Source organism: Mycobacterium sp. TH-M103 (genome assembly GCF_057473785.1).
On sequence record NZ_JBYCLG010000075.1, the window covers coordinates 1 to 21,352 of the forward strand.

Below are 21,352 nucleotides of genomic sequence, written 5' to 3' on the forward strand. Positions count from 1 at the left end.
CAGAAAATGGGACTACCTCGCGCCCAGTGCGTCAGCGGCGTTTGCCGAACCGATTCGCGGCCGTCCCGCGTGGTCGTCGGTAACCAATAGTTCATCCGCAAGTCATCGTTTAGCGCATCTGTGCGCCCCGTCAGTTCACCGGAAGAGATTGTCATTCCCATGGTTGACGACTGGTCCGCACGAAGGAGTGCTCAGGCCCATGATGGCTGACTGCCTGCCGCGATCTACGGCTTACGAGGCCCCCACGACCCGTCGACCAGCGGCAGCTCAGGAAACGATGGCCAGCGGCACCGCGCATCGCACATCAGCATCGCCGAGCCAGAATTGTTTGTCCCTAACGCTTTTCGATGAACTACACCGCGGCGTCCCGACGACACGTCGGCCGCGACGACAAAGCGGTGACCGAAAGCGCGGCAACGCCATCGCTTCGCCCGCCCGAATCATGCCGTTGGCAAGCGGCGAGCGTTGCCAGCAACACCCGCAGATCCATCCACGAGTCAGGAAAATGGGGAGATAAATGGTTGTGGACTACAGCTTGTTGCCACCCGAAATCAACTCAGGGCGCATGTATGCCGGTCCCGGATCGGGCTCGCTCGTCACCGCCGCAGCGGCCTGGGATGCGCTGGCTACCGAGTTGCATTCAACGGCGGCCCAATATCGTTCGGTAATTTCAGGCTTGACCGTCGCACAGTGGGCCGGCCCGTCGGCGACGGCGATGGCGACCGCCGCCCAGTCGTATGTGACGTGGCTGCATAACACCGCCGGCCTGGCCGAACAAACAGCCGGCCAGGCCAAAGCTGCCGCGAGCGCCCACGCGGCCGCACTGGCGGCTCACGTTCCACCGCCGGTGATCGCATCCAACCGTGCCTTGCTGGCCGCGCTCGTCGCGAACAATTACTTCGGGCAGTACAGCGCGGCGATCGGGGAGACCGAACGTCAATACGCACAGATGTGGGCCCAGGATGCCACCGCGATGCACAGCTACGCACGTTCGTCGTCGGCCGCGTCGGGACTCACCCCGTTCAGCCAACCGGCACAGAACACCAACCCCGCCGGGCAGGCGGCCCAATCCGCCTCGGTCGCCCAAGTCACCGGCAGCAGCACCGGATCCAGCCTGCCGTCGTGGCTGACACAGTTACTCGGGAACGGCGATCTCATCAACGCCGACGGCTTACTCGGCCAGATGACCGGGTACGGGGGCCAGGCGTTCGGCAACGGCACCGCCTCCTGGGCCGATATGGCAAACGCCCTTAGTAACGCCAACAACGGTATCGGTTTGTTGACCTGGACGGCCGAGAACCCCGGCGGCCTCGCCGAAACACTCAACCCGGCATTCGTGGGTCCGGCGGCGTTGAACTTCGGCGGCGGGGCGGCGCGCGCCGCGGCGACAGCCGGTGCGGCCGCAAGCGCGGGCCAAGCACTCAAGATTGGCGCGTTGTCGGTGCCGACGGGTTGGGCAACGCCCGCCGCTGCCATCACGCCGGTGTCGTTCACCTTGCCGGTCAGCAGCGCAACCGGCATCCCGGTCGCCGCCGGTGGCTTCCCGGGTGGGGCGTTCGGCGAGACCATGCTGGGCACCCTGGCCGGCCGTGGTCTAGGTGGGGCGACGGCGCGCGCCGCCACCCGCCGGGACAGTATCGTATCTCGCTCACCCGCGGGCGGCTGAACCATCCCCATCGGAGGACGCGATCTGGCGGCGAATTCCGCCTGCCCGCTCGAAAGATGGTTTCCACGCCCAACGGACCCCAGGACTCGTCAAGGGCTTGCGCGTATCTACTACTGAGCTTTGCTAACAAGAAAGTGGGCAACACCGATGGACTTCGGATCACTTCCACCGGAGATCAATTCGGGGCTGATGTACACCGGCCCCGGGTCAGCGCCGCTGCTGGCAGCCGCGGCCTCGTGGGACGCGCTGGCCGACGAACTGGATTTGACCGCAACCGGTTACGCCTCGGTGATCTCCGAACTCACCGGGATCGAATGGGCCGGCCCGTCCTCGACGACTATGGCGAGCGCGGCCGCTCCCTATGTGGAATGGTTGCAGACCAGCTCCGCGCAAGCCGAGCGGACTGCCATGCAAGCCAAGGCGGCTGCGGCGGCCTACGAGGTGGCGTTTGCCGCCACCGTGCCGCCGGCGGTGATCGCCGCCAACCGGGCGACGTTGGCCGCGTTGGTCGCCACGAACTTCTTCGGGCAGAACACCCCGGCGATCATGGCAACCGAAGCGCACTACGCCGAGATGTGGGCGCAGGACGCCGCCGCGATGTACACCTACGCGGGTGCCTCGTTGTCGGCGAGCGTGCTCACACCCTTCCGCGAACCGCCGTTGACCACCAATGCGGCCGGGCTGGACACCCTGACCAGTACGGTCGCCCAGGCTGCCGCCACCGTCGGGAGCAACGCCCAGACTCTGGGGGCCAACGCCGCCAACGCCTTAAGCCCGTCGGGACTGCTGGCGTTCCTGGACTCCAATGCCGGCGCCCTTACCGTGCAGGGCCTGGGCTGGGTCAATCAGGCGGTGGGAGACACTACAAACGTCCCGCTTGGCTACTTCACGGCCTTCTACACCATTGGTGCCAACGGCTTTGGTTATTGGCGTGAGGGCCTCGTGCGCGGTGGGATCGCCGGATACACCTGGTTCGAGGGGCTCGGCGGTTTCAACAACTTGTCCGGTGTCGGTGGCTATCTCGGCGATCTGGGTAAAACCGCGTTGCTGGGGCCGAATGTTGCCGGTTTGCCGGCCGCGGGCATGGCGCAGGGGTATGGGATCGGCGCGTTGTCGGTGCCGGCGAGTTGGGCCACGGCCGCTGCCGAGACCCATCCGATCGCACTGTCGCTGGCGGCCACCAATGCCAACGCGGCCCCGGCGATAGCCGCCAGCCTGCCGCCGGGGGTGGCGATGCAAGAGGCGATGGTGGGCACGATGTCCGGGGGAGGCGCGGCGAACGCGGTGGCCGACACCCATGGCGACGGTCGCAGCGGCAAGAACCGCCGGGGCAAAGACGACAAGGAGAAGGACGGGGAGCGGACGGCCGCCGCCCTGCTCATGCCCAGTGGCTGGCTGGCGTCGACGTTGGCGTACCACAACCGCCGACGGGTGGAGCCGGCATCGACGTCGCTACCTCTTCCGCCGCATTGGCAGGAGGAATTGGCCGCCAACGAATTCGCTTGGGGCTAGCGGCGATCAAGAATACCCACAGGGCTGGCAGGATGGACGGCACGCGGCCTGGCGGGGCTTGAGCTGCAGCCGGCGTGCCCGAAATCCCGAAACTGGCGGTCAAACTGCGGTCGCCGCAGATGCCTGTCATGACCCGGCCCTTGTAACCTCTGGCGCGTGGCGTTCGGCCGGGCAGCAGCGGGGAACAGGCCACCGCAGCCACCCGCGCTCCGATGCCAGGCATGGCCGAATATGGCTGGGCGTGGACCGGTAACCTGACGTCATGCAGCGCTCGTCCATTGTCTCCCTGTTGAGCGAACGCGCCAGAATGCGGCCAGACACCGTGGTATTTCGCGATACGCACCGGAATGAGGTAGCTGTCGGCTCGATCCCACGCCGGACCGTCGAATCCGCCATCCCCGTCGAATTTGCCGCGCAAACCGGCGACGATAGCCACGCCGAGCAGGAGGGCAGGCGCGGGGACACAGTGCACACGTTCACCGTCGGCGCCGCCGATATCCGCGACGTGACATCGCCGTCACACGCTCGCAACGCGGGCGGCGTCGTCGTCACGTCGCCCGGATCGCTTCCGGCGCCGACGAGCGGCGAGATCAGGCGGCTCGCCCGCTTGCACGTCTGAGCGGACACGCCCGTCCGCAATCACATCCCGCCATGTTGATCACCATCCTGGTGATGGCCGTCGCCGTGAGCCTCGAACCGTTCCGTATCGGGATGACGGTGCTGATGCTGAACCGGCCGCGGCCGCTGCTGCAACTGCTCGCCTTCCTGTCCGGCGGTTTCGCGATGGGAATGACGGTGGGCCTGGCCGTTTTGTTCGTGTTTCGGCGCATTCTGGTGCGCTCCACCTATTTCACCCTGCCCAGGGTCCAGATCTTGATCGGGCTGCTCGCGCTGCTCGTCGCCGCCGTCCTGGCCGTCCGGGTCGCCACCGGGCGATCCGGTTCGGTGAGGCTGCCCGCGCGGACAAGCCGGCTGCTGCACGGTCGCTCGCTGTGGGTCGCCGGGGTGGCCGGCCTGGGCATCGCCCTGCCGTCGGTGGACTATCTGGCCGCGCTGGCCGTCATCCTGGCCTCGGGCGCGGCCGCCGCGACGCAGGTCGGCGCGCTGTTGTTGTTCAACGTCGTGGCCTTCGCCTTCGTGGAGATCCCACTGCTGGCCTACCTGCTGGCGCCGCGGGCGACGCGCACATCCGTGGCGGCGCTGCACAACTGGATCCGCGCTCGGCGCCGCGTCGAGGTGGCCGCCCTGCTCACCGTCGTCGGCGTTGTCCTACTGCTGGCCGGCCTGACCGGTCATTGAGCGTCGGCGCGCGCTGCCCGACCGGGAGCTAGGCCTGGGTGGGCTGATCCGCGGCCGCCCGGCCGACGGCCGGCGCGGCCTCGGAGTCATGAGGCGCGCCGACGGGTTCCGCTGCCGCCATGCCGTCTCCGGACACCGTCTCGTCCAGGTCGGACTTGAGCAACGGCCAGCCCTTGCGCAGCACGTAGTCCAGCCACGCGCCGGCCAGCTGCGAGGTGAGCACGGCCGCGACCACCAGCGTGGTGTAGAACGTCGGGCTGATGATGCCGGCGTCGAAGGCGACGCTGGCCAGCACGATGCCGGGGCCGCCGCGGGCGTTGGTGGTGATCGCGAGGTTGATCAGGTCGAGTCCGCGGAAGCCGGCGAACCGGCCGGCGAGCGCGACGGACATCAGCTTCACCGCGCAGGTGCCGAGGATGAAGATCGCCATCATCGGCAGGGAGACGCCTCGGATGAGGTCCAGCTTGAGGCCGACGATCGCGAAGTACACCGGGATGAAGAAGGCGAAGGAGACCTTGCTGATCGCCTCCATCGAGTCGTCGAAGATCCTGCGCTCCTTGTGCACGACGGCGAACCCCGCCAGGAACGCGGCGAAGACGAGGTTGACGTCGAGCGCACCGGCGATGGCGCAGTAGGTCAGCAGAATCGCGATGGCGTAGCCGGTCGGCGAGTGCTGCGCCAGGACGTTCCAGCTGGCGGTGTTGACGCGCCGTATCAGGCGCGGCGCCAGCGTGAGCCCGACGACGAAGTAGGCCACGGTGATCGCCAGGTGCACGGCCATCTCTTCGGGCTCCAGCGCGGCCTTGGCCGCGACCGCGGTCGCGATGGCCAGGGCGAGCCACAACACGATGTCCTCGATCACGGCGACGCCGAGGATGAGCCGCGCGAACCGGGTGTCCATGATGTTGAGGTCGGCGAAGATCTTCGACACCACCGGCACCGACGTGACCGCGACCCCGACGGCCAGAATGATGATGAGCGACAACCGGTTTCCGTGCGGTCCGGCCAGGCTGGGCCGGATGAGATGCGGTCCGAAACCAAGACCCAGCAGGAACGGGATGCCGGTGCCCACGATGACGAGCCAGCTCACGGTGCGCCGCTCCCCGCGACCGAACAGTTGCTGCATCTCGGCCCCGGACACGAACATCAGCAGCAGCAGGCCGAGCCAGTAGACGAACGTCAGGATGTTGCCCTGATGCGTGGCGCTGCCGACGAGGTGGGCCATGAACGGGATCTGCCCGAGCACCGCCGGGCCCAGCACGATGCCGGCGAGAATTTCGCCCACCACCTTGGGCTGGCGAAGCTTGACGAACACGTACCCCAGCAACTGGGCGAGCCCCACTAGTAAGAGCAGGACGATGATGACGTGGGTCAGTTGGGCGTTTGACACGATGCACTCCTCATATTCAGCCGCCGGTAGGGCAGGTAGGCGAGCGTCAGGGCTGCCGCCCCGACGGTGACGGAGACGGGAAATTCGATACTGAGAGAACCGATGACCAGCGGAAGCAATCCGATCGCCAACGCTGGTGGCATGTGGAATTTCAGGGCGCGAAGCGCGATGATGCCGAACACCATCGCGCATCCGGCCGCGAAACCGCCCTTGCCCCAAAGGCTGACGACGATCCAGCCCGCGGTCGATATCAACGAGCATGCAGCCAGAAGCGCGATCGGCTTTCCGGCCCAGGGGCAGGTACCGGGATGCGCGAACATCGCGTAGGCGATGACGATCAGCGGCGGGAACAGCAACAGCCGCAGGCCCGAACCCGCGGCGCAGAACGCCATCGTCGTCACGAACGCGTAGAAGGGCACGATCCAGCCGCGCCCGACCGGTGACGTTTCGAGGATGTCGTCGAGATTCGTGGCCGCGGCCCCGCCGGCCGACTGGTATCTGCGCCGGCAATACCGTTGCCACGGCATCAGGATGCAAAGCAGGACAACGAGACTGGCCGCTATCGAGGCGGGATAAACCCAGCTCTGGATCCCCAGGACCAGGGGCAGCACGCCCGCCGCGATGGCGGGGGCGATGTTCGATTTGAGCGCGGCGACAACCAGCAGGCACACGGTGACAAGGCCCAAGACGCTCAGAGCGTGGTACGGGAACTGCCGGGTGGTCCACACTCCGGCCACCGCCGCCAGCGACGGTGTCAGCACAAGCCGCGCCGGCTGGCTCGCCCATTTACCCCAGGGCCGGGTCAGCACGTCGTAGGCCAGGGCCGCGAGGCCCGGGAAGAACAGGTAGTGGTGGCCGTCGCACTGCGCTGCCACCACGATGTAGACCACGGCCACGGCCTCCATGAGGAGGCGGTGGCGCGGCGTCAGCACGCGCTGAGCCATGGCCGCGGAACCCACGCGCGTGCGCGGGACCCCGTCGTTCGGCGAGGTCCCGCTAACCTCCACGTGGTGGCGGTGAAAGCTAACCCGCTGTTGGGGTTTCACCGGTCTCCAGCCAGTGCGCGCACTCGGCCCCCAGCTTGTTCAGCGCGACCCGGTCGAAACGCTCGACCTGCTGGGGGCTCAGCTCGGTGCGGTGGTCACGTTTGAGCCCTTTGTGGAAGAACGCCTGGGGGCTGGACATGTGCGCGCCGCCGAATGGCGCCATTTTCTCCGCGCGGGCACTCATGTAGTCGAACGAGCAATGTTCGACGATGGCGTCCATCCGCAGCGACCCCGGATCGATGGAGAAGAACTCCGCGAGCTGGGCTATCTGGCCCGGCAGGTCGTCTTTCAGCTGCCGGTAGTGCAGGAGCAGGATATTCGGCTCATCCTTGAGCCTCCACCAGGAAGCCATGACGTCGATCAGGTCGCAGCAGCCGTATCCATTCGTCTCGAGCCACAGATCGAAGAAGGTCGACATGTCCTCGGGGATGACCAGCGGAGCGGAGTCGCCGGACCACGCCGCGTGAATCCGGTTGATCTCCGCCATGGTCGCCGGGGAGAAGTTGTGGAGGTAGTTGTGGAAGCTGATTCCCAGGTCTTTGCCGTTGCGGCCGACGAACACGTAGCGGGCCACGGGCGCGATCGGCAGGGCGTCCGCGGGCAGGTGCGACTTCATGACCCGCCGCGTGCCCGCCTCGCGCTGCCCCTTGAGCGTGGCGAGCATTTCGGCGTGCTCGCCCCAACTGGAGTCCAGCCACGGCGAGGTATTCGAGAGGCCGGCGTCCCCCTCCTCGCCGTTGTGCAGGATCTGCTGAACGATTCGTTGAGTCCAGGTGGTGCCGGCCTTGAACGGGTCGGCGACGACGATGTCCCCGCCGACAAAGCCGCCCTGGACCAAAAAGTCCTCCCACACCGAGGAATTGGACAGGTAGTCCCTCAGCACCCGGGTCGGTGCGATGAGTTGGCTCGGCACGGCGATCCTGCCTTTCTGCGGGTGGGTCGGATGTCAGCGATTTCTAAGCCCGCTGACAGGGCGCGCGGAGGTGGTCGGAGCGCCCCTGCGCCGAAAAGCGGGAACGATCGGAAAAAATTCGAGCGGAAATTGACATTTGCCGTACCAGTCGGCTAACGAGGTTCGGTCGACGAAAAATCCCGCACCGAACTGGGGATTTGGCGGGAGTCAGGACGCAGGTGCCGGCGCCGGTTATCGTTGCGATGTCACCGACCGCCTCTCTGGGCCCGTTTTATTCATCCCGATTCTTAAGGTACCCTTGCCGCCCAAGCTGACGGTTAGCTGTGTCCCGGTTGGGTGTTTCCTGTTCCTTGCGTCGTGGTCCGGCGATGAGCTGGGCTTCGCCGCGGCACCGACTTCTATTCAGGCCGCGGTAATCTCACGTTCATACCGCCGTCGGTCAAGTGCACCGCGTGAATGCCCGGCTTCTTCCTCAGCTTGGCGACGAGGCTTTCCAGGTCCGCCGATTCGGTGTACCAATGCTGGACGTCGTCGGGCTTGTCGGCCATTTCGGCCACGAGCCGCTGCAGATTCGCCGGCGTCTCACCGTCTTTGGACGCGCCGTCCTTGAGCGAGGTGGAGCGCAGTCGGACGCCCGCGCCGCCGAGGGCTCCGGGCACGGCGGCGCCCAGCGCGCTTCCGGCCATGCCCGCCAACGCCATTCCGCTCAGCCACGTACCCTCGCTGACCGCAGCCGCCGGTACCGCGTCCGCCCCCGCGCCGGACAATACCGCCGCCACCGTCCGGATCGCCGGGGTGGCCGTGGCCCAGCTGGGCGGCACGGACACGCCGCCGACCAGGCCGGCGTGACCGACAGCCGCCGAAACGCTGCCCGCGCCGGCAAGATTCGCCAGCGGCGACGCCGAACCCAGGCCGGCTTCCAACGCCCACTCTGCGCCGCCGGTCACCCCGATGCCGGCCGCGGGCTCCAATCCGAGGACGTACCTCGCCCCGGCTACCAGGCCGAAGATGGTGTTGATCATGACGACGTTGACCGGCAGGACCAGCTTGCCGATGCCCTCGAAGTCCGCGCTGAGCGAGCTCAGCGTCTGCATCCCGGCGAAGTCCTGCAGGGCGCTCACCAGTCCGGCGGCCGGGTTCGGCCCGGTCAGCACGGTGCCAAGACTCTGCAACGCGGCGGGCACCGCGCCGAATGCGGCGGCCAACTCCGTTTGCGCGCTTGCGATGACGTTCGACACCGGGCCGAGCGCTCCGGCCGTGGCGGTGGTCGCCGGCGGTGGTGTGAACGGGGTGACCGCCGACGCGGCCGCCGACTGGGTGGCGTAGGTGGACATCGCCGAGGCGTCCTGCGCCCACATCCGGCTGTACTGGGCCTCGTTGGCCGCGATCGCGGCGGTGTTCTGCCCGAAGATGTTCGTCGCCACCAGGAACGCCAGTTCGCTGCGGTTGGCCGCGACCACCGCCGGCGGCACCGTCGCCGCGAACGCCGCTTCGTAGGCGGCCGCGGCACCACGGGCCTGCGCGGCGGCCTGCTCGGCCTGGGTGGCCGTGGCGTTCAGCCAGTCCAGATACGGCGCGGCCGCGCTCGCCATCGACACCGACGACGGGCCCCGCCATGCCGTCGTCAGGCCCGCGATCACCGAGGAGTAGGACGCGGCCGTGCCGTGCAGTTGCGCCGCCAGCGTGTCCCACGCCTCCGCGGCCGCCAACATCGGCGCGGATCCCGGGCCGGCATACATGCGTCCGGAGTTGACCTCCGGTGGCAATAATCCGAAAAGCATTGGCGGACCTCAGGCTTCTGGGGGAAGAGCGGGAATGATGAAGATGTTGACCGGTCCGGCGGCCTCGCCGCTCGCGCCGGCCCCGGCCGATCGCGCGGCGGTGCCGCCGGTGTCCGCGATCGCCCTGCCGGCCAGGCTCGACAGCGCCACGTTGCCGAACAGGTTTCCTTCGCCCTGCGTTGCGGCGGCGGCCGCAGCGCCGGCGGGGCCGGGGTCCGCGAACACCGCGGCCACCGGCTTGACCGCCGGGGCCGCCATCGCCCAGCCCTGCGGCACCGACAGGCCCCCGACGAAGCCGGCCCGGTTCACACCCGCCGTCACCGCCGAACCCAGCGCGCCGGTCGGCGAAACCGGCCCCGACGCGGCGGCGATTGCCGGCGCCGTCCCCAGCTTGGCCATGGCGTCGGACAGGTTCGCCCCCGCCTGGGGCAGCAGGTAGCTCTGTGCGCCGAGGAGTTGCGGCGCGCCCACCGCGCTGAAATACGACAGCGGCGACAACGGCCCGTTCCCGAAGGCCACGAGCGAATTCAGCGCCGATGCCAGCGATTGCGGCGCCGACGCCGAGGGGGAGGTGGTCGCGGGTGCCGCGGCGGCGGATCCCGCGAGGCCGTGCAACGAGGACGGCACCGCCGACATCAGCGGTGGCAGCGCCCGGGCCCCGGCCTGGGTGCCGGTGGCCTGGGCGACGGCGGCGGCCTGTCCGGCGGCGCCGGCCGGTTCGGTGGTCCGCGGCGGGGGCCCGAACGGCGGCAGGGTCGCGGCGGACGCCGAGGAGCCGGCGTAGCCGTACATCGCCGCCGCGTCCTGGGCCCACATCTCGAGGTACTGGGCCTGGGTCTCCATGATCGCCGGGGTGTTCTGGCCGAAGAAATTCGTCGCGATCAGTGCCAGCAGCTGCGCGCGATTGGCCGTGACCGCCGCGGGGGGAACCGTCGCCGCGAACGCGGCCTCGTAGGCGGCCGCGGCCGCCCTGGCCTGGCTGGCGGCCTGTTCGGCCTGCACGGCCGTACCGGTCAGCCAGGCCACGTACGGCGCGGCGGCGGCAGCCATCGTCAGCGACGAGGGGCCCTGCCACTTCGCCGTGAGCCCGGAAAGCGCCGAGGAGTAATGCGCTGCGGCGGAATGCAACTCAGCGGCCAAACCGTCCCAGGCCTCCGCGGCGGCCACCATCGGTCCCGACCCTGGGCCCGTATACATCCGCCCGGAGTTGATCTCCGGCGGCAGTGCACCGAAATCGATCACCGAACCAATCCCCCGTTCGCGTCGTCGTGCTGAAGCCCGGACGGCAGTCCAGCCGTCCGGGTCCGCGTCAACGACTCCGCGCGACTTGCGATCCTAGCGACTTTCGCCCGTCTCCAACCACTGTGCGCACTCCGCACCCAACTTGTCGAGGGCTTTGCGGTCGAATCGCTCGATCTGCTCATCGGTCAGCTCGGTGCGGAAGTCGCGCTTGGGCCCCTTGTGGAAGAAGGCCTTGGCGCTGGACATGTGCTCACCGCCGAAGGGCGCCATCTTCTCCGCCCGCCCGCTCATGTACTCGAACGAACAGTGCTCGAGGATGGCATCCATGCGCAACGACTCGGGCTCGATGGACAAGAACTTCGCGATCCGCGAAACCTGGCCCGGCAGATCTTGTTTCAGGTTCTTGTAGTGCACCAGCAGGATGTTGGGCTCGTCCTTGAGCTTCCACCACGACGCCATGATGTCGAGCAGGTCGCAGCACTGGTACCCGTCGGTGTCCAGCCACAGGTCGAAGAACTCCCGCATGTCCTCGGGAATCACCAGCGGAGTGGAGTCATCGGACCACTCGGCGTGAATCCGGTTGATCTCCGCCATGGTCGACTCGGAGAAGTTGTGGAGGTAGTTGTGGAAGCTGATTCCCAGGTCTTTGCCGTTGCGGCCGACGAACACGTAGCGGGCCTCGGGCGCGATCGGCAGGGCGTCCGCGGGCAGGTGCGACTTCATGACCCGCCGCGTGCCGGCCTCGCGCTGCCCCTTGAGCGTGGCGAGCATTTCGGCGTGATCGCCCCAACTGGAGTCCAGCCACGGCGAGGTGTCCGAGAGGCCGGCGTCGTGCTCTTCGCCGTTGCTCAGGATCTGCTGCAGGATCCGCTGGGTCCAGGTGGTGCCGGCCTTGAACGGGTCGGCGACGACGATGTCCCCGCCGACAAAGCCGCCCTGGGCCAAGAAGTCTTCCCACACCAGGGAATTGGACAGGTAGTCCCTCACGACCCGGGTGGGCGCCAACAGTTGGTTCGTCATATGAGATTGCCTTTCTTGAAGTTTCGTCGTTCGGATCTACGGGCAAGGACTCTCTAGGCCTCGGCGCTCCCTCCCAGCGGTCCTCCGCTTCGCGCGAGCGCCGGAATGATGCCCACCTTCTCCAGGTGGGAGATCACTTCCTCGGCCAGGGTGTCGGCATCCTTGGATCCGCCTTCGAGCCGTAACTCCGGCTTGGACGGGGCCTCGTACGGGTCGTCGATCCCGGTGAACCCCTTGATCTTGCCGGCCCGGACCTTCTTGTAGAGGCCCTTGGGATCGCGCTGCTCGCAGATCTCGATGGGAGTGTCCACGAAGATCTCGACGAAATCGTCCTCGTTGAGGGTGGCGCGCACCCTGTCCCGGTCACGGCGGTACGGGCTGATGAAGGCCGTCAGCGCCACGACGCCGGCCTCGCAGAACAGTTTCGCCACCGACCCGATGCGCCGGATGTTCTCCTCGCGGTCCTCGGCGGAGAAGCCCAGGCCGAACCGCTCGGCGAATTCCTTGCCGTGGTGCTCTTCGATGATGTCGGGATTGGCGTTGAGCCCGTACCGGACGTTGTCGCCGTCGAGCAGGTAGCTGCGCAGGCCCCGATCGTAGAGTTTGACGTCGACGAGGTTGGCTATCGTGCTCTTTCCACTGGCACTCAGCCCGGTGAACCAGATGACGCAACCCCGGTGCCCGTTGAGCCTTTCCCGCTCGAGTCGAGTCACGCTGTGGTCGTGCCACGTGATGTCAGTCCTCACTGCAAAGCCCCTTTCCCGGTCATATCGACAGTGCGATCGAGAGTTTCACTACGCAGACATTTGACTGGTTGCCGCGGTGGTACCATCGCCCGCCTTTCTGCGCTCATTTTAATCAGCCTGATTTTTATTGTTATCGCGTAAATACGTAATGGTTCGCTTGACGAAGCTTCCTACCGCTGACTCACCTGAAACCCATGACGAAGCTGCCATTTTTCAAAGTCGGCTTGTTATACGTCAACGACGACGTCCGCTGCCCCAGCCGTGCCGAATTGCGGTAGATGCAGTCACCCGCCGCGACGTCCCATTCCATGGTCGGGTTCATCCGCGGGTAGATGTCCGCGAGACCCTCCGCTACCAGGCAGAACTTGAGCGAACTGCCCGCACTCACCCGCTCCTTGACCGGAAGGTCCTTGAGGTACTCTTCCAATTCCGGCGAGGGGTGCGACTTGCTCTCGACGACGGTGAGTCCCTTGCTCAGGTCCGGCACCGACGAGAAAATGCGCACCGGGTGCCCGTCGCCCCTCCGCCGCCAGCTTCCCGCGTCCTTTTCCGCGTAATAGAGCAGCTCCTGCGCCGGAACGTAGATCACGCCGAGCACCGGTTCCAAATTGTCGATCAGCGCGATGTTCACGGTGAATTCGTCGCTGCCCTTCAGGAATTCCTTGGTCCCGTCCAGCGGATCCACCAGCCAAAAACGCCGCCAGTCCTTCCTGGTCGCGTAGTCGGCCGATTTCGATTCCTCCGAGATGATCGGGGTCCGCGGATCCAGGGCCGCGAGATGATCGGTGATGTAGTGGTTGGCCGCCAGGTCGGCGTCGGTGACCGGCGAGGTGTCGTCGCCGTGATCGCCCTTCTCCGCCACCCGCGGATCCCGCCGGTACTTGAGCGTGAGCTTGCCGGCTTCGACCGCGATTGCGCTCACCTGTTCGAGGTGCCGGCCCAGGTCGGTCCCGCTCATCGATTCACTCCCCCTTCGGTCATTGCCGTCTCGATCGACTCCGCGGTCACCGGTTCCCGGGGCCCCGACGTCGCCGCCCGCTCGGCTGGTGACCGGACGTAGCGCGCCCAAGTCAGCGCCGCGGCGCCGACGTAGCACGCCAGGAAGATGCAGAACGCCGGGGTTTCCGTCCCCTCGGTGTCGTAGGACTGCCGCAGCGCCAGGTTGATCCCCACCCCCCCGAGCGCGCCGGCCGCGCCGGCGAACCCGATCAACGCGCCCGACCTGACCCGCGCCCAGTGGTGGCGTTGGCTGTCGTCGAGACCCAGCGCCCGGCTGCGCTCCTCGAACACCGACGGGATCAGCTTGTACACGGCACCCTTGCCGACACCGCAGAAGATGAACAGCGCGATAAAGCCGACGATGTAGCCGGCCATCGTCAACCCGGTCAGCGTGTTCCCGCGGTCCTCGGCGCCGTCGGCGTTCGTGCTGACGGCGACGAGCAGCCCGCCGGCCAGGATCGCGGCGAGGAACGCGGTGAAGGTGACGTGGCCGCCGCCGAAGCGGTCGCTCACCTTCCCGCCGACGATGCGCGCCAGCGAGCCCAACAACGGCCCGATGAAGGCGATCTCGGCCGCGTGCAGCGCCGCCTGGGCATGGCTCTCCCCCGCCGCGAAGAAGTTGTGCTGCAGCACCTGACCGAAGGCGAAGGCGAAGCCCAGAAAGGAACCGGAGGCACACATGTACAGCAGGGAGATCGCCCAGGAATCGGGCACCGCGACGATGGCCCGCAGGTTGTCCAGCGAAAGCCCGGTACGGTGCGCGACGACGTCGTCCATGAACACCGCCGCGCCGACGCCGCCGACGGCCAGCAGGACCAGGTAGATCGCACACACCCAGTAGGGCGCCTGGTGCCCCGCGGTCGCCAGAACGACCAGCCCCACCACCTGGATGGCCGCCGAGCCGAGATTGGCCAGCCCGCCGGTCAGCCCCAGCGTGAAGCCTTTGAGCCGCTGGGGGAACAGGCCGTCGACCTTGGCCAGCGACCCGGAGTAGTTGCCGCCGCCCAGCCCGGTCAGCGCCGCGCAGATCAGGTAGGGCCACAGCGGCAGGCCGGGATGGGCCAGCAGCACGATCGTCCCGGCGGTGGGGATCAGCAGCACCAGCGACGAGATCGTGGTCCAGGTGCTGCCGCCGAACCAGTTGGCCGCCATCGCGTAGGGAATGCGCACGAGCGCGCCGACCAGGGATGCGACGGCGTCCAGCAGGAGCTTGTCGCCGGTCGAGAACCCGTAGATGGACTGCGGCATGAACAGCACCATCACCGACCACAGGTACCAGACCGAAAAGGCGATATGCGCATTGATGACAAGCCAGATCAGGTTGCGACGGGCGATGGCGTCGTTGCCGGCGGTCCAGGCAGCCGTGTCCTCTGGATTCCAAGAGGTGATGCGCGAACGCGCCATGCGCTGTTTACCTTTCAGGGTTGATGCCGGCAACCACCAAGCCGCCCCTAGCGCGTAGGGAGTAAGGTTGGGATTTGTTGCGCCGGTGGTCGATTCGGTGTGAGCCGATCGAATTAGCGCCGCGTGGTTGGCATTTCGCCGTCTAGCGACGGCAGAAGCCGGCCGGCCTTGCGGACCGAGGGTCCCGCGTGGCGCTCAGGCGGAGATCAGGGTGAGTGGGAAATATTGGATCGGCGCTCATAGTCCTCCTGCGTCACACGCGGCTGCATCGCTTGTCAGCCGAATACTGATCGGTTACGCAGGGACTGTTGGCCGTCGTGATCCGACGAGCGGTTATGGCGAGCCCCACCGCCGTCTTGCGCGACCAGGCCGGGGTGACTCCCGAACCTCGACACCGCAAGCTGACTACTTCGTTCCTCAGTCAAACGGAGTTGTGGGCGTCAGACAACTCGACGGGGTTGATGCACAGGAGATTTCCAGCAGACTTCATCGAGACGTCCAGCTAAGGGGTGACCGGGATGCCGCAGCGGGCGGGGGATGCCCCCCGCGCACCACGAGTGGCATGAGATCGGCTCCCCCGTCGACTCCTCGGCGAGCCCCTCCCGCGACGCGATGGCCACCCGCCCCGCGCTCCGAGCCCGCACCCGACGGCGTAACCGCAGCGCCCGCCAGCGCGCGCGACGCCGCGGCCATATCTGTTGCCGGACAGCGCTATTCGCGTCTCCAACACGCCGGCCGGCACTGCGCCTCCCGCGAGGGCCGTAGCGCCGGACCGGCGGCCCGGCGGTGTCCTTCCCGCCTCGGCGCGAGAGCGGGCGAGGGGTTGGCTAAAATTGGCGACGACTCGCGCGGCATCGGTTCTTGCACAGCACCAAGGCGATGATGGCCGTCATCGAAGAGAGCGAGACAGATTCAGCACAGGAGCGACGACGGTGGCGCAGCGCCGATAAAGAGAACCGCAAGAAGTACCCCGCCGAACTGAAAGATTAACAGTGGCAGAACTTTGTCTCGGAAAGAGGTGGTAGCAAGATGGACTATATCGGTCACAACGGTAAACCGATCGTGGAGCGGGTCTCGACCGCGAACGCAGCCAAGCAGATCGAAGGTTTGACGCGCGTTCCCATATCCAAGGCGACCGCGCACGAGGTGATCAGCCTCTCCTACGGTTTCTTCACCCCGCTCACCGGATTCATGAACCGGCGGGAAGTGGACGGGACGCTGGACGACATGCAGCTTCCAGACGGGACGCTGTGGAGCATTCCCATCGTGTTCGACATGTCCACCGACGACATCAAGAAGTTCGACATCACCGAGGGCAGCAGCGTCGTACTCGAGTACCTCGGCGCGCCGATGGCCGTCTTCGAGATCGCGGAGATCTACGAGTACGACCTCGAGCGCATGGCCGAGAAGACGTACGGCACGACGGACGCCCGGCACCCGGGCGTGAAGAAGACCATGTCCTACCAGAACCGGTTCCTCAGCGGTGGCATCACCCTGATCAACGAGCCGGTCTTCAACGAGCCGTTCAAGAGCTTCTGGCTCACGCCCAAGCAACACCGGGACGTGTTGACGCAGAAGGGCTGGCAGAACCTCGTCGCACACCAGACGCGCAACGTGCCCCACACCGGTCACGAGGCGCTGATGAAGCAGGCCTGGTTCGCCGCGAACGAGGACCTCCCCATCGACACGCTGAAGACCGGTGTGCTGGTCAACTGCATCATCGGGCAGAAGCGGGCCGGTGACTACATCGACGAAGCGATCCTGCTGGCTCAGGACGCCCTGCGCACCAACGGCTACTTCCGCGACGACGTCCACAAGGTGACCTTCACGTTATGGGACATGCGGTACGCCGGCCCCAGGGAGGCGATCTTCCACGCGATCCTGCGGGCAAACCTCGGCTGCACCCACCACATGTTCGGCCGTGACCACGCCGGCGTCGGGGACTTCTACCAGCCCTACGACGCGCAGAACCTCTTGACCAAGCACCGCGACCAGCTCTCCATCAAGCCGGTGTTCCTCAAGGAGAACTGGTACTGCCCGCAATGCCAGGAGGTCACCAACTCGGCGCTGTGCGGCCATGACGCCACGTCGCAGAGCTTCAGCGGCAGCGTCATCCGCAGTATCCTCACCGACGAGGTGAAGCCGACCCAGCGGGTAATGCGGCACGAGGTGTTCGAGGTCGTCATGGACAGCGCCGCCAAGTACGGCGAGGGGTCACCGTTTTGCACCGAGGAGTACCTGAAGAACCGGCGGCCGGTCTTTTCGCTCAATCAACTGGAGGGACTCGACTCATGAGCACGAATGGTGGCACCATCAAGATCAACGTGTGGATCAACGAGGAGCGGCTCGAAGCGCTGGAGAAGGCGGGAATGGCGCAGCTGGCGGAGGACGCGTTCGCCGGCATGAGGCTGCTCGCCATCCACACGACCGAGGAGCAGAAGGACGTCATCCTGCAGCGGTTCGCGGGGGCGAAGTACGACTCCGCCACCACCAAGTCCATCGAGTTGCTGCCCAAGAAGGCCAAGGACAAGTTGCTGGAGCTCTCCATCCAGATGCATTCGACGGGTCCCGAGGTGACGGATCGCTTCCTGCAGGAGGCGTGAAAGCCGGAATCTCTGAGCAAAGCCAAGGGCCGAGCGGGACTACGTCCCCTCGGCCCTTGGCTTTGCCGCCGTTGGGTTATCGGTGGCGTTCATCGGAGAGCAGTCAAGTGTTGACCGGCACCTCGGCGGTGGTCTGCAGCGGCGCAGCCGCCGGCGCCACCTTATCCTGCGGCCGCACGTAGCGCGCCCAGGCCAGGACCGCGGCGGCGATGTAGCACCCCAGGAAAATCCAGAACGCGGGCGTCTCGGTGCCGGCGCGGTCGTAGGACTGCCGCAACGCCAGGTTGATCCCCACACCCCCCAGCGCGCCGAACGCCCCGGCGAACCCGATCAACGTGCCCGATCGCACCCGTGCCCAGTGACGCCGTTCGGCCTCATTGACGTCCAGCTGGCGGCTGCGTACCTCGAAGATGGACGGGATCAGCTTGTACACTGCGCCCTTCCCCGCTCCGGAGAAGATGAACAGCGCGATGAACCCGACGATGTAGCCCGCCAGCGTGAAGCCCGTCACGGGGTCGCCCTCGTGGCGGGTAAGGTCGTCGTGGGTGCTGACGGCGACCAGAAAGCCACCGCCCAGGATCATGCAGGACAGTAGGGCCAGGCTCATGTGGCCGCCGCCGAAGCGGTCGCTCAGCTTGCCTCCGACCACGCGGGCCACCGAGCCCAGCAGCGGACCGGTGAAAGCGACCTCGGCCGCGTGCAGCGACGCCACCCCGTGGCTTTGGCCGCTGGCCACGAAGTTGTGCTGCAGCACCTGCCCGAAGGCGAACGCGAACCCGAGGAACGACCCGGAGCAGCACAGGTAGAGCATCGCGATGCCCCACGAGTCGCCCACCTTGAGGACGTCTTTGAGGTGGCTCATATCGATGCGGTAGTGCAGGTTGTTCATGAACAGCGCCGCACCGAGCCCGCCCAGGGCCAGCAGGGCCAGATATACCGCGCAGACCAGGTACGGCGCCTCGTGGCCGGCGGTGGCCAGCACGATCAGACCGACCGCCTGAATGGCCGCCGACCCGAGGTTGGCGATGCCACCAGTGAGACCCAGTGCGAAGCCCTTCAACCGCTGCGGGTAGAAGGTTTCGACGGTGGCGAGCGACGCCGAGTAATTGGCACCCCCGAGGCCGGTCAGCGCCGCGCACAGCAGATACGGCCACAACGGCAGCCCCGGATGAGCTAGCAGGACGAGCGTGCCGGCGGTGGGGACCAACAGCACCGCCGAGGAGAACACCGCCCAGTTGCGGCCGCCGAACCTGGCCCCCGCCATCGCATACGGAATGCGGGCGACCGCCCCGACCAGAGACGCGGTGGCGCCGATCAGCAACTTGTCGCCGGTGCTGAAGCCGTACACGCCGTATGGCATGAACAGCACCATCACCGACCAGAGATACCAGATCGAAAACGCGACGTGCGCGGTCACGATCGACCAGATCAGGTTGCGACGGGCTATGCGGCTGTTGCCGGCCCCCCATGCCACGACGTCTTCCGGATCCCAGTCCAGGATGCGACGCGTACTTGCCATGCGGTCTTTACCTTTCACAACGTCGGGCAACCATCAGCCAGTCTTCGCGCGGTGGGGAGCCGGGTTACAGTGAACTCGCCAGCGCTACGGATCCGGCACTCCGAACAGCCTGGCGGTTCTGCCGTTTCCTTATCGCCCACCCGCATGGAGGAAGATCCGTATTCGGCGCGGACCGCGCCGCGAGACCGAAACCCGTTGTCGGTCAGTGACATTGAACGACACCATGGAACATGCGCCCGACCCTACCCGGCGGTCGACGGCAACGGGCATCGACACCCCGAAGCCGCGCAAGGCGCGGCGGCCGACGATCTTGCCCGCCGACCTGGGCGACACACGAGACGAGACATGAACCGCCACTTGCCGCCCTCCGCGTCACATCTGGCCGCCGTCGCCGGCGTAGCACCGGCTGCTACAGGACCTGTTGGCGGTCGACATTGACGCGCGATCATGGCGGGTCCGGCGCCACAGTGGGTCGACCCGTTCGGGACACCTGCCGGACACCATTCGGAAACCGTTCGGATACCTTCTGGCGCGCATTTCGGGTGAACCGCAGCGGCGACATGCTCCACTACCCAATAGTAGAACTCAATTCCCGCGCTCCGACAACTCGCACCGACCGATAAACAGGAAATCCCCAGTTAACTTCACAGAGACGTCCAGCTACCCGGGCCGGGCTCCGTCGACGACCTCAAAGCGCTGTTCATGCGCGTATGAGCTCACAAGCCGACCGGGGACAGGTGAGGTATTACTTTCCCAGCAAATTCGAGAATTGCGGGCGGGGCGGGCGGCGGAATATGCCCGCTCCACCTGCCGGCCATCCTCCATTCACTCCGGATCGGGTGAAATGTGACCGCCTCGCGGGGAACAGAAATTAGCTGCCCTGAGATTTACGATCCGCAATGCGCGGCCCGCGGCGCCGGCCCGGTTTGCCGGATCCCTCGCGCGTAGGGTTCGGCACCGCCCGCGATGGCGGCCAGCACTGGACGCCGGCCGGCGCATCAGGCCGTGCCGGTGGCAAAGCCCCCGGCACACCGCCAATTTGTGAAAAGTGACGTAGGTAACGCCACACCGGCGCCGGTCGCTTGCCGGGCCGGCACTTTCCGGTAGCCCCGGCCGGGGCGGTCCCGTGCATGACGATGGTCGCGCCGCGCAGTCAAAGTTCTTGCGGCCGCTGCGATCACGCCCATTGATCCTGGCGGCCGCAACCGCGTCGATTGCGGCCGCCATTGCGATAACCCCGGGCGGACACCCACCTCACCGCTAACTGAATATGCCGGTGAAGTTAGCTGGAAATCTGCTGTACATCGGTCATTCGTCGTTGTCGAACGGCCTACGCTGGGCTTGACTGTCTCTTGAGTGTCAAGGTGCGTTGACAGGGGTGTGCCCAGCGGTGGGATCGCCCCGCCCCGGCAACGCACGATGGCGGTGGGGCCCGCCAGAACTGCGCGTCACCGTCGACCGCCAACGGTCCCTTCGGAACAATGAGTGCGCGACTGCCCAATGGCGCAGCAGCCGCAACGACCCGAAGGAGCGCAAATGACCGTTGAATATTCGTCCTCGAGGCCACGGTCGTTGACCGCACCGGTCGGCGCGCCCCTCGCGGTCTCGACGCTCCGCGGCGCTGCGCGCCCGGGCGAGGGAGGGGAACGCTGATGCTGGATTACGGGGCGCTGCCGCCGGAGATCAATTCGGCGCGCATGTATGCGGGTTCGGGCTCGGGCCCGATGATGGCCGCCGCCGCGGCCTGGGACGTGCTGGCCAACGGCCTGGAGTCGGTTTCGCGGGGTTACTCCTCGGTGATCACGCGGCTGCAGGGCGAGAGCTGGTCCGGCGGCGCATCGGAGGAGATGAGCAGCGCGGTCGCACCCTATGTGGCCTGGGTCGCGACGGCCGGGGCCAAGGCCGAAGAGGCCGCAGGCCAGGCGCGCGCGGCCGCCGCGGCTTATGAGACGGCATACGCGGCGACGGTGCCGCCGCCGCTGGTCGCGGCCAACCGTGCACAGTTCGCCGAATTGGTCGCCAACAACGTCTTCGGGCAGTACACCGCGGAGATCGCGGCCGTCGAGGCGCAATACGAGCAGATGTGGGCCCAGGACGCCGCCGCGATGTACAACTACGCGGCGTCCTCGTCCGCCGCGACCACGCTGTCGCAGTTCGGCCGGCCGCCGCAGACCACCAGCGCCGCCGCCCAGCCCGCCCAGGCCGCCGCGGT

The 21,352-nt window shown here is 66.9% G+C and carries 17 protein-coding genes; 7 read left to right on the plus strand and 10 right to left on the minus strand.

Annotation, left to right across the window (positions count from 1 at the left end):
* Nucleotides 1–517: 517 nt before the first annotated feature.
* The 4 genes from AC2VOR_RS04415 (at nt 518) to AC2VOR_RS04430 (ending at nt 4,477) form a co-directional block, all read left to right on the plus strand.
* Nucleotides 518–1,666 (plus strand): PPE family protein, encoded by a 1,149-nt coding sequence (locus tag AC2VOR_RS04415; protein WP_369737504.1) that lies wholly within the window; start codon nt 518–520, stop codon nt 1,664–1,666.
* 147 nt (nt 1,667–1,813) lie between these two features.
* Entirely contained in the window at nt 1,814–3,178 is a 1,365-nt protein-coding gene (locus AC2VOR_RS04420) for a PPE family protein (RefSeq protein WP_369737503.1), read from the plus strand.
* 262 nt (nt 3,179–3,440) lie between these two features.
* Nucleotides 3,441–3,797 (plus strand): hypothetical protein, encoded by a 357-nt coding sequence (locus AC2VOR_RS04425; RefSeq protein WP_369737502.1) that lies wholly within the window; start codon nt 3,441–3,443, stop codon nt 3,795–3,797.
* Nucleotides 3,798–3,829: 32 nt separating this feature from the next.
* A complete protein-coding gene (locus AC2VOR_RS04430; protein ID WP_369737501.1) occupies nt 3,830–4,477 on the plus strand; it encodes a GAP family protein in 648 nt (215 codons plus the stop codon).
* A 28-nt stretch (nt 4,478–4,505) separates the two neighbouring features.
* Here AC2VOR_RS04430 and AC2VOR_RS04435 read toward each other — a convergent pair whose 3' ends face one another.
* The 9 genes from AC2VOR_RS04435 to AC2VOR_RS04475 form a co-directional block, all read right to left on the minus strand.
* Complete coding sequence (locus AC2VOR_RS04435; protein ID WP_369737500.1) at nt 4,506–5,867, minus strand: cation:proton antiporter; 1,362 nt, start codon at nt 5,865–5,867, stop codon at nt 4,506–4,508.
* Nucleotides 5,849–6,811, minus strand: a complete 963-nt coding sequence (locus tag AC2VOR_RS04440) for a hypothetical protein (RefSeq protein WP_486963264.1) — start codon at nt 6,809–6,811, stop codon at nt 5,849–5,851. The genes AC2VOR_RS04435 and AC2VOR_RS04440 overlap by 19 nt, the downstream gene beginning before the upstream one ends.
* Nucleotides 6,812–6,890: 79 nt before the next feature.
* Nucleotides 6,891–7,826 carry a sulfotransferase domain-containing protein gene (locus tag AC2VOR_RS04445; RefSeq protein ID WP_486963265.1) on the minus strand — a complete coding sequence of 312 codons (936 nt, stop codon included), beginning with the start codon at nt 7,824–7,826 and terminating at the stop codon, nt 6,891–6,893.
* A gap of 398 nt (nt 7,827–8,224) precedes the next feature.
* On the minus strand, nt 8,225–9,607 hold the full coding sequence (locus AC2VOR_RS04450) for a PPE family protein (RefSeq protein ID WP_486963266.1): 1,383 nt from the start codon (nt 9,605–9,607) through the stop codon (nt 8,225–8,227).
* Nucleotides 9,608–9,616: 9 nt separating this feature from the next.
* The gene (locus AC2VOR_RS04455; RefSeq protein WP_369741480.1) at nt 9,617–10,846 is read right to left on the minus strand and encodes a PPE family protein; all 1,230 of its coding nucleotides are present in this window, start codon (nt 10,844–10,846) and stop codon (nt 9,617–9,619) included.
* Between the two features lie 96 nt (nt 10,847–10,942).
* On the minus strand, nt 10,943–11,869 hold the full coding sequence (locus AC2VOR_RS04460) for a sulfotransferase domain-containing protein (RefSeq protein WP_369737494.1): 927 nt from the start codon (nt 11,867–11,869) through the stop codon (nt 10,943–10,945).
* A 53-nt stretch (nt 11,870–11,922) separates the two neighbouring features.
* Nucleotides 11,923–12,615 (minus strand): adenylyl-sulfate kinase, encoded by a 693-nt coding sequence (cysC, locus tag AC2VOR_RS04465; RefSeq protein ID WP_369737493.1) that lies wholly within the window; start codon nt 12,613–12,615, stop codon nt 11,923–11,925.
* Nucleotides 12,616–12,796: 181 nt separating this feature from the next.
* The gene (gene cysQ / locus AC2VOR_RS04470; RefSeq protein WP_486963267.1) at nt 12,797–13,573 is read right to left on the minus strand and encodes a 3'(2'),5'-bisphosphate nucleotidase CysQ; all 777 of its coding nucleotides are present in this window, start codon (nt 13,571–13,573) and stop codon (nt 12,797–12,799) included.
* Nucleotides 13,570–15,018, minus strand: a complete 1,449-nt coding sequence (locus AC2VOR_RS04475; RefSeq protein ID WP_369737491.1) for an MFS transporter — start codon at nt 15,016–15,018, stop codon at nt 13,570–13,572. The genes cysQ and AC2VOR_RS04475 overlap by 4 nt, the downstream gene beginning before the upstream one ends.
* Before the next feature lie 1,029 nt (nt 15,019–16,047).
* Between AC2VOR_RS04475 and sat the strand changes: the two genes are divergently transcribed.
* Complete coding sequence (gene sat, locus AC2VOR_RS04480) at nt 16,048–17,313, plus strand: sulfate adenylyltransferase (RefSeq protein ID WP_369737489.1); 1,266 nt, start codon at nt 16,048–16,050, stop codon at nt 17,311–17,313.
* Nucleotides 17,310–17,621 carry a DUF6955 family protein gene (locus AC2VOR_RS04485; RefSeq protein WP_369737488.1) on the plus strand — a complete coding sequence of 104 codons (312 nt, stop codon included), beginning with the start codon at nt 17,310–17,312 and terminating at the stop codon, nt 17,619–17,621. The genes sat and AC2VOR_RS04485 overlap by 4 nt, the downstream gene beginning before the upstream one ends.
* A gap of 103 nt (nt 17,622–17,724) precedes the next feature.
* Here AC2VOR_RS04485 and AC2VOR_RS04490 read toward each other — a convergent pair whose 3' ends face one another.
* Nucleotides 17,725–19,140 (minus strand): MFS transporter, encoded by a 1,416-nt coding sequence (locus AC2VOR_RS04490; protein WP_486963268.1) that lies wholly within the window; start codon nt 19,138–19,140, stop codon nt 17,725–17,727.
* 1,652 nt (nt 19,141–20,792) lie between these two features.
* Here AC2VOR_RS04490 and AC2VOR_RS04495 point away from each other — a divergent pair.
* Nucleotides 20,793–21,352 (plus strand): PPE family protein (locus AC2VOR_RS04495; protein WP_486963269.1); only part of this gene is annotated, 560 nt, incomplete at its 3' end.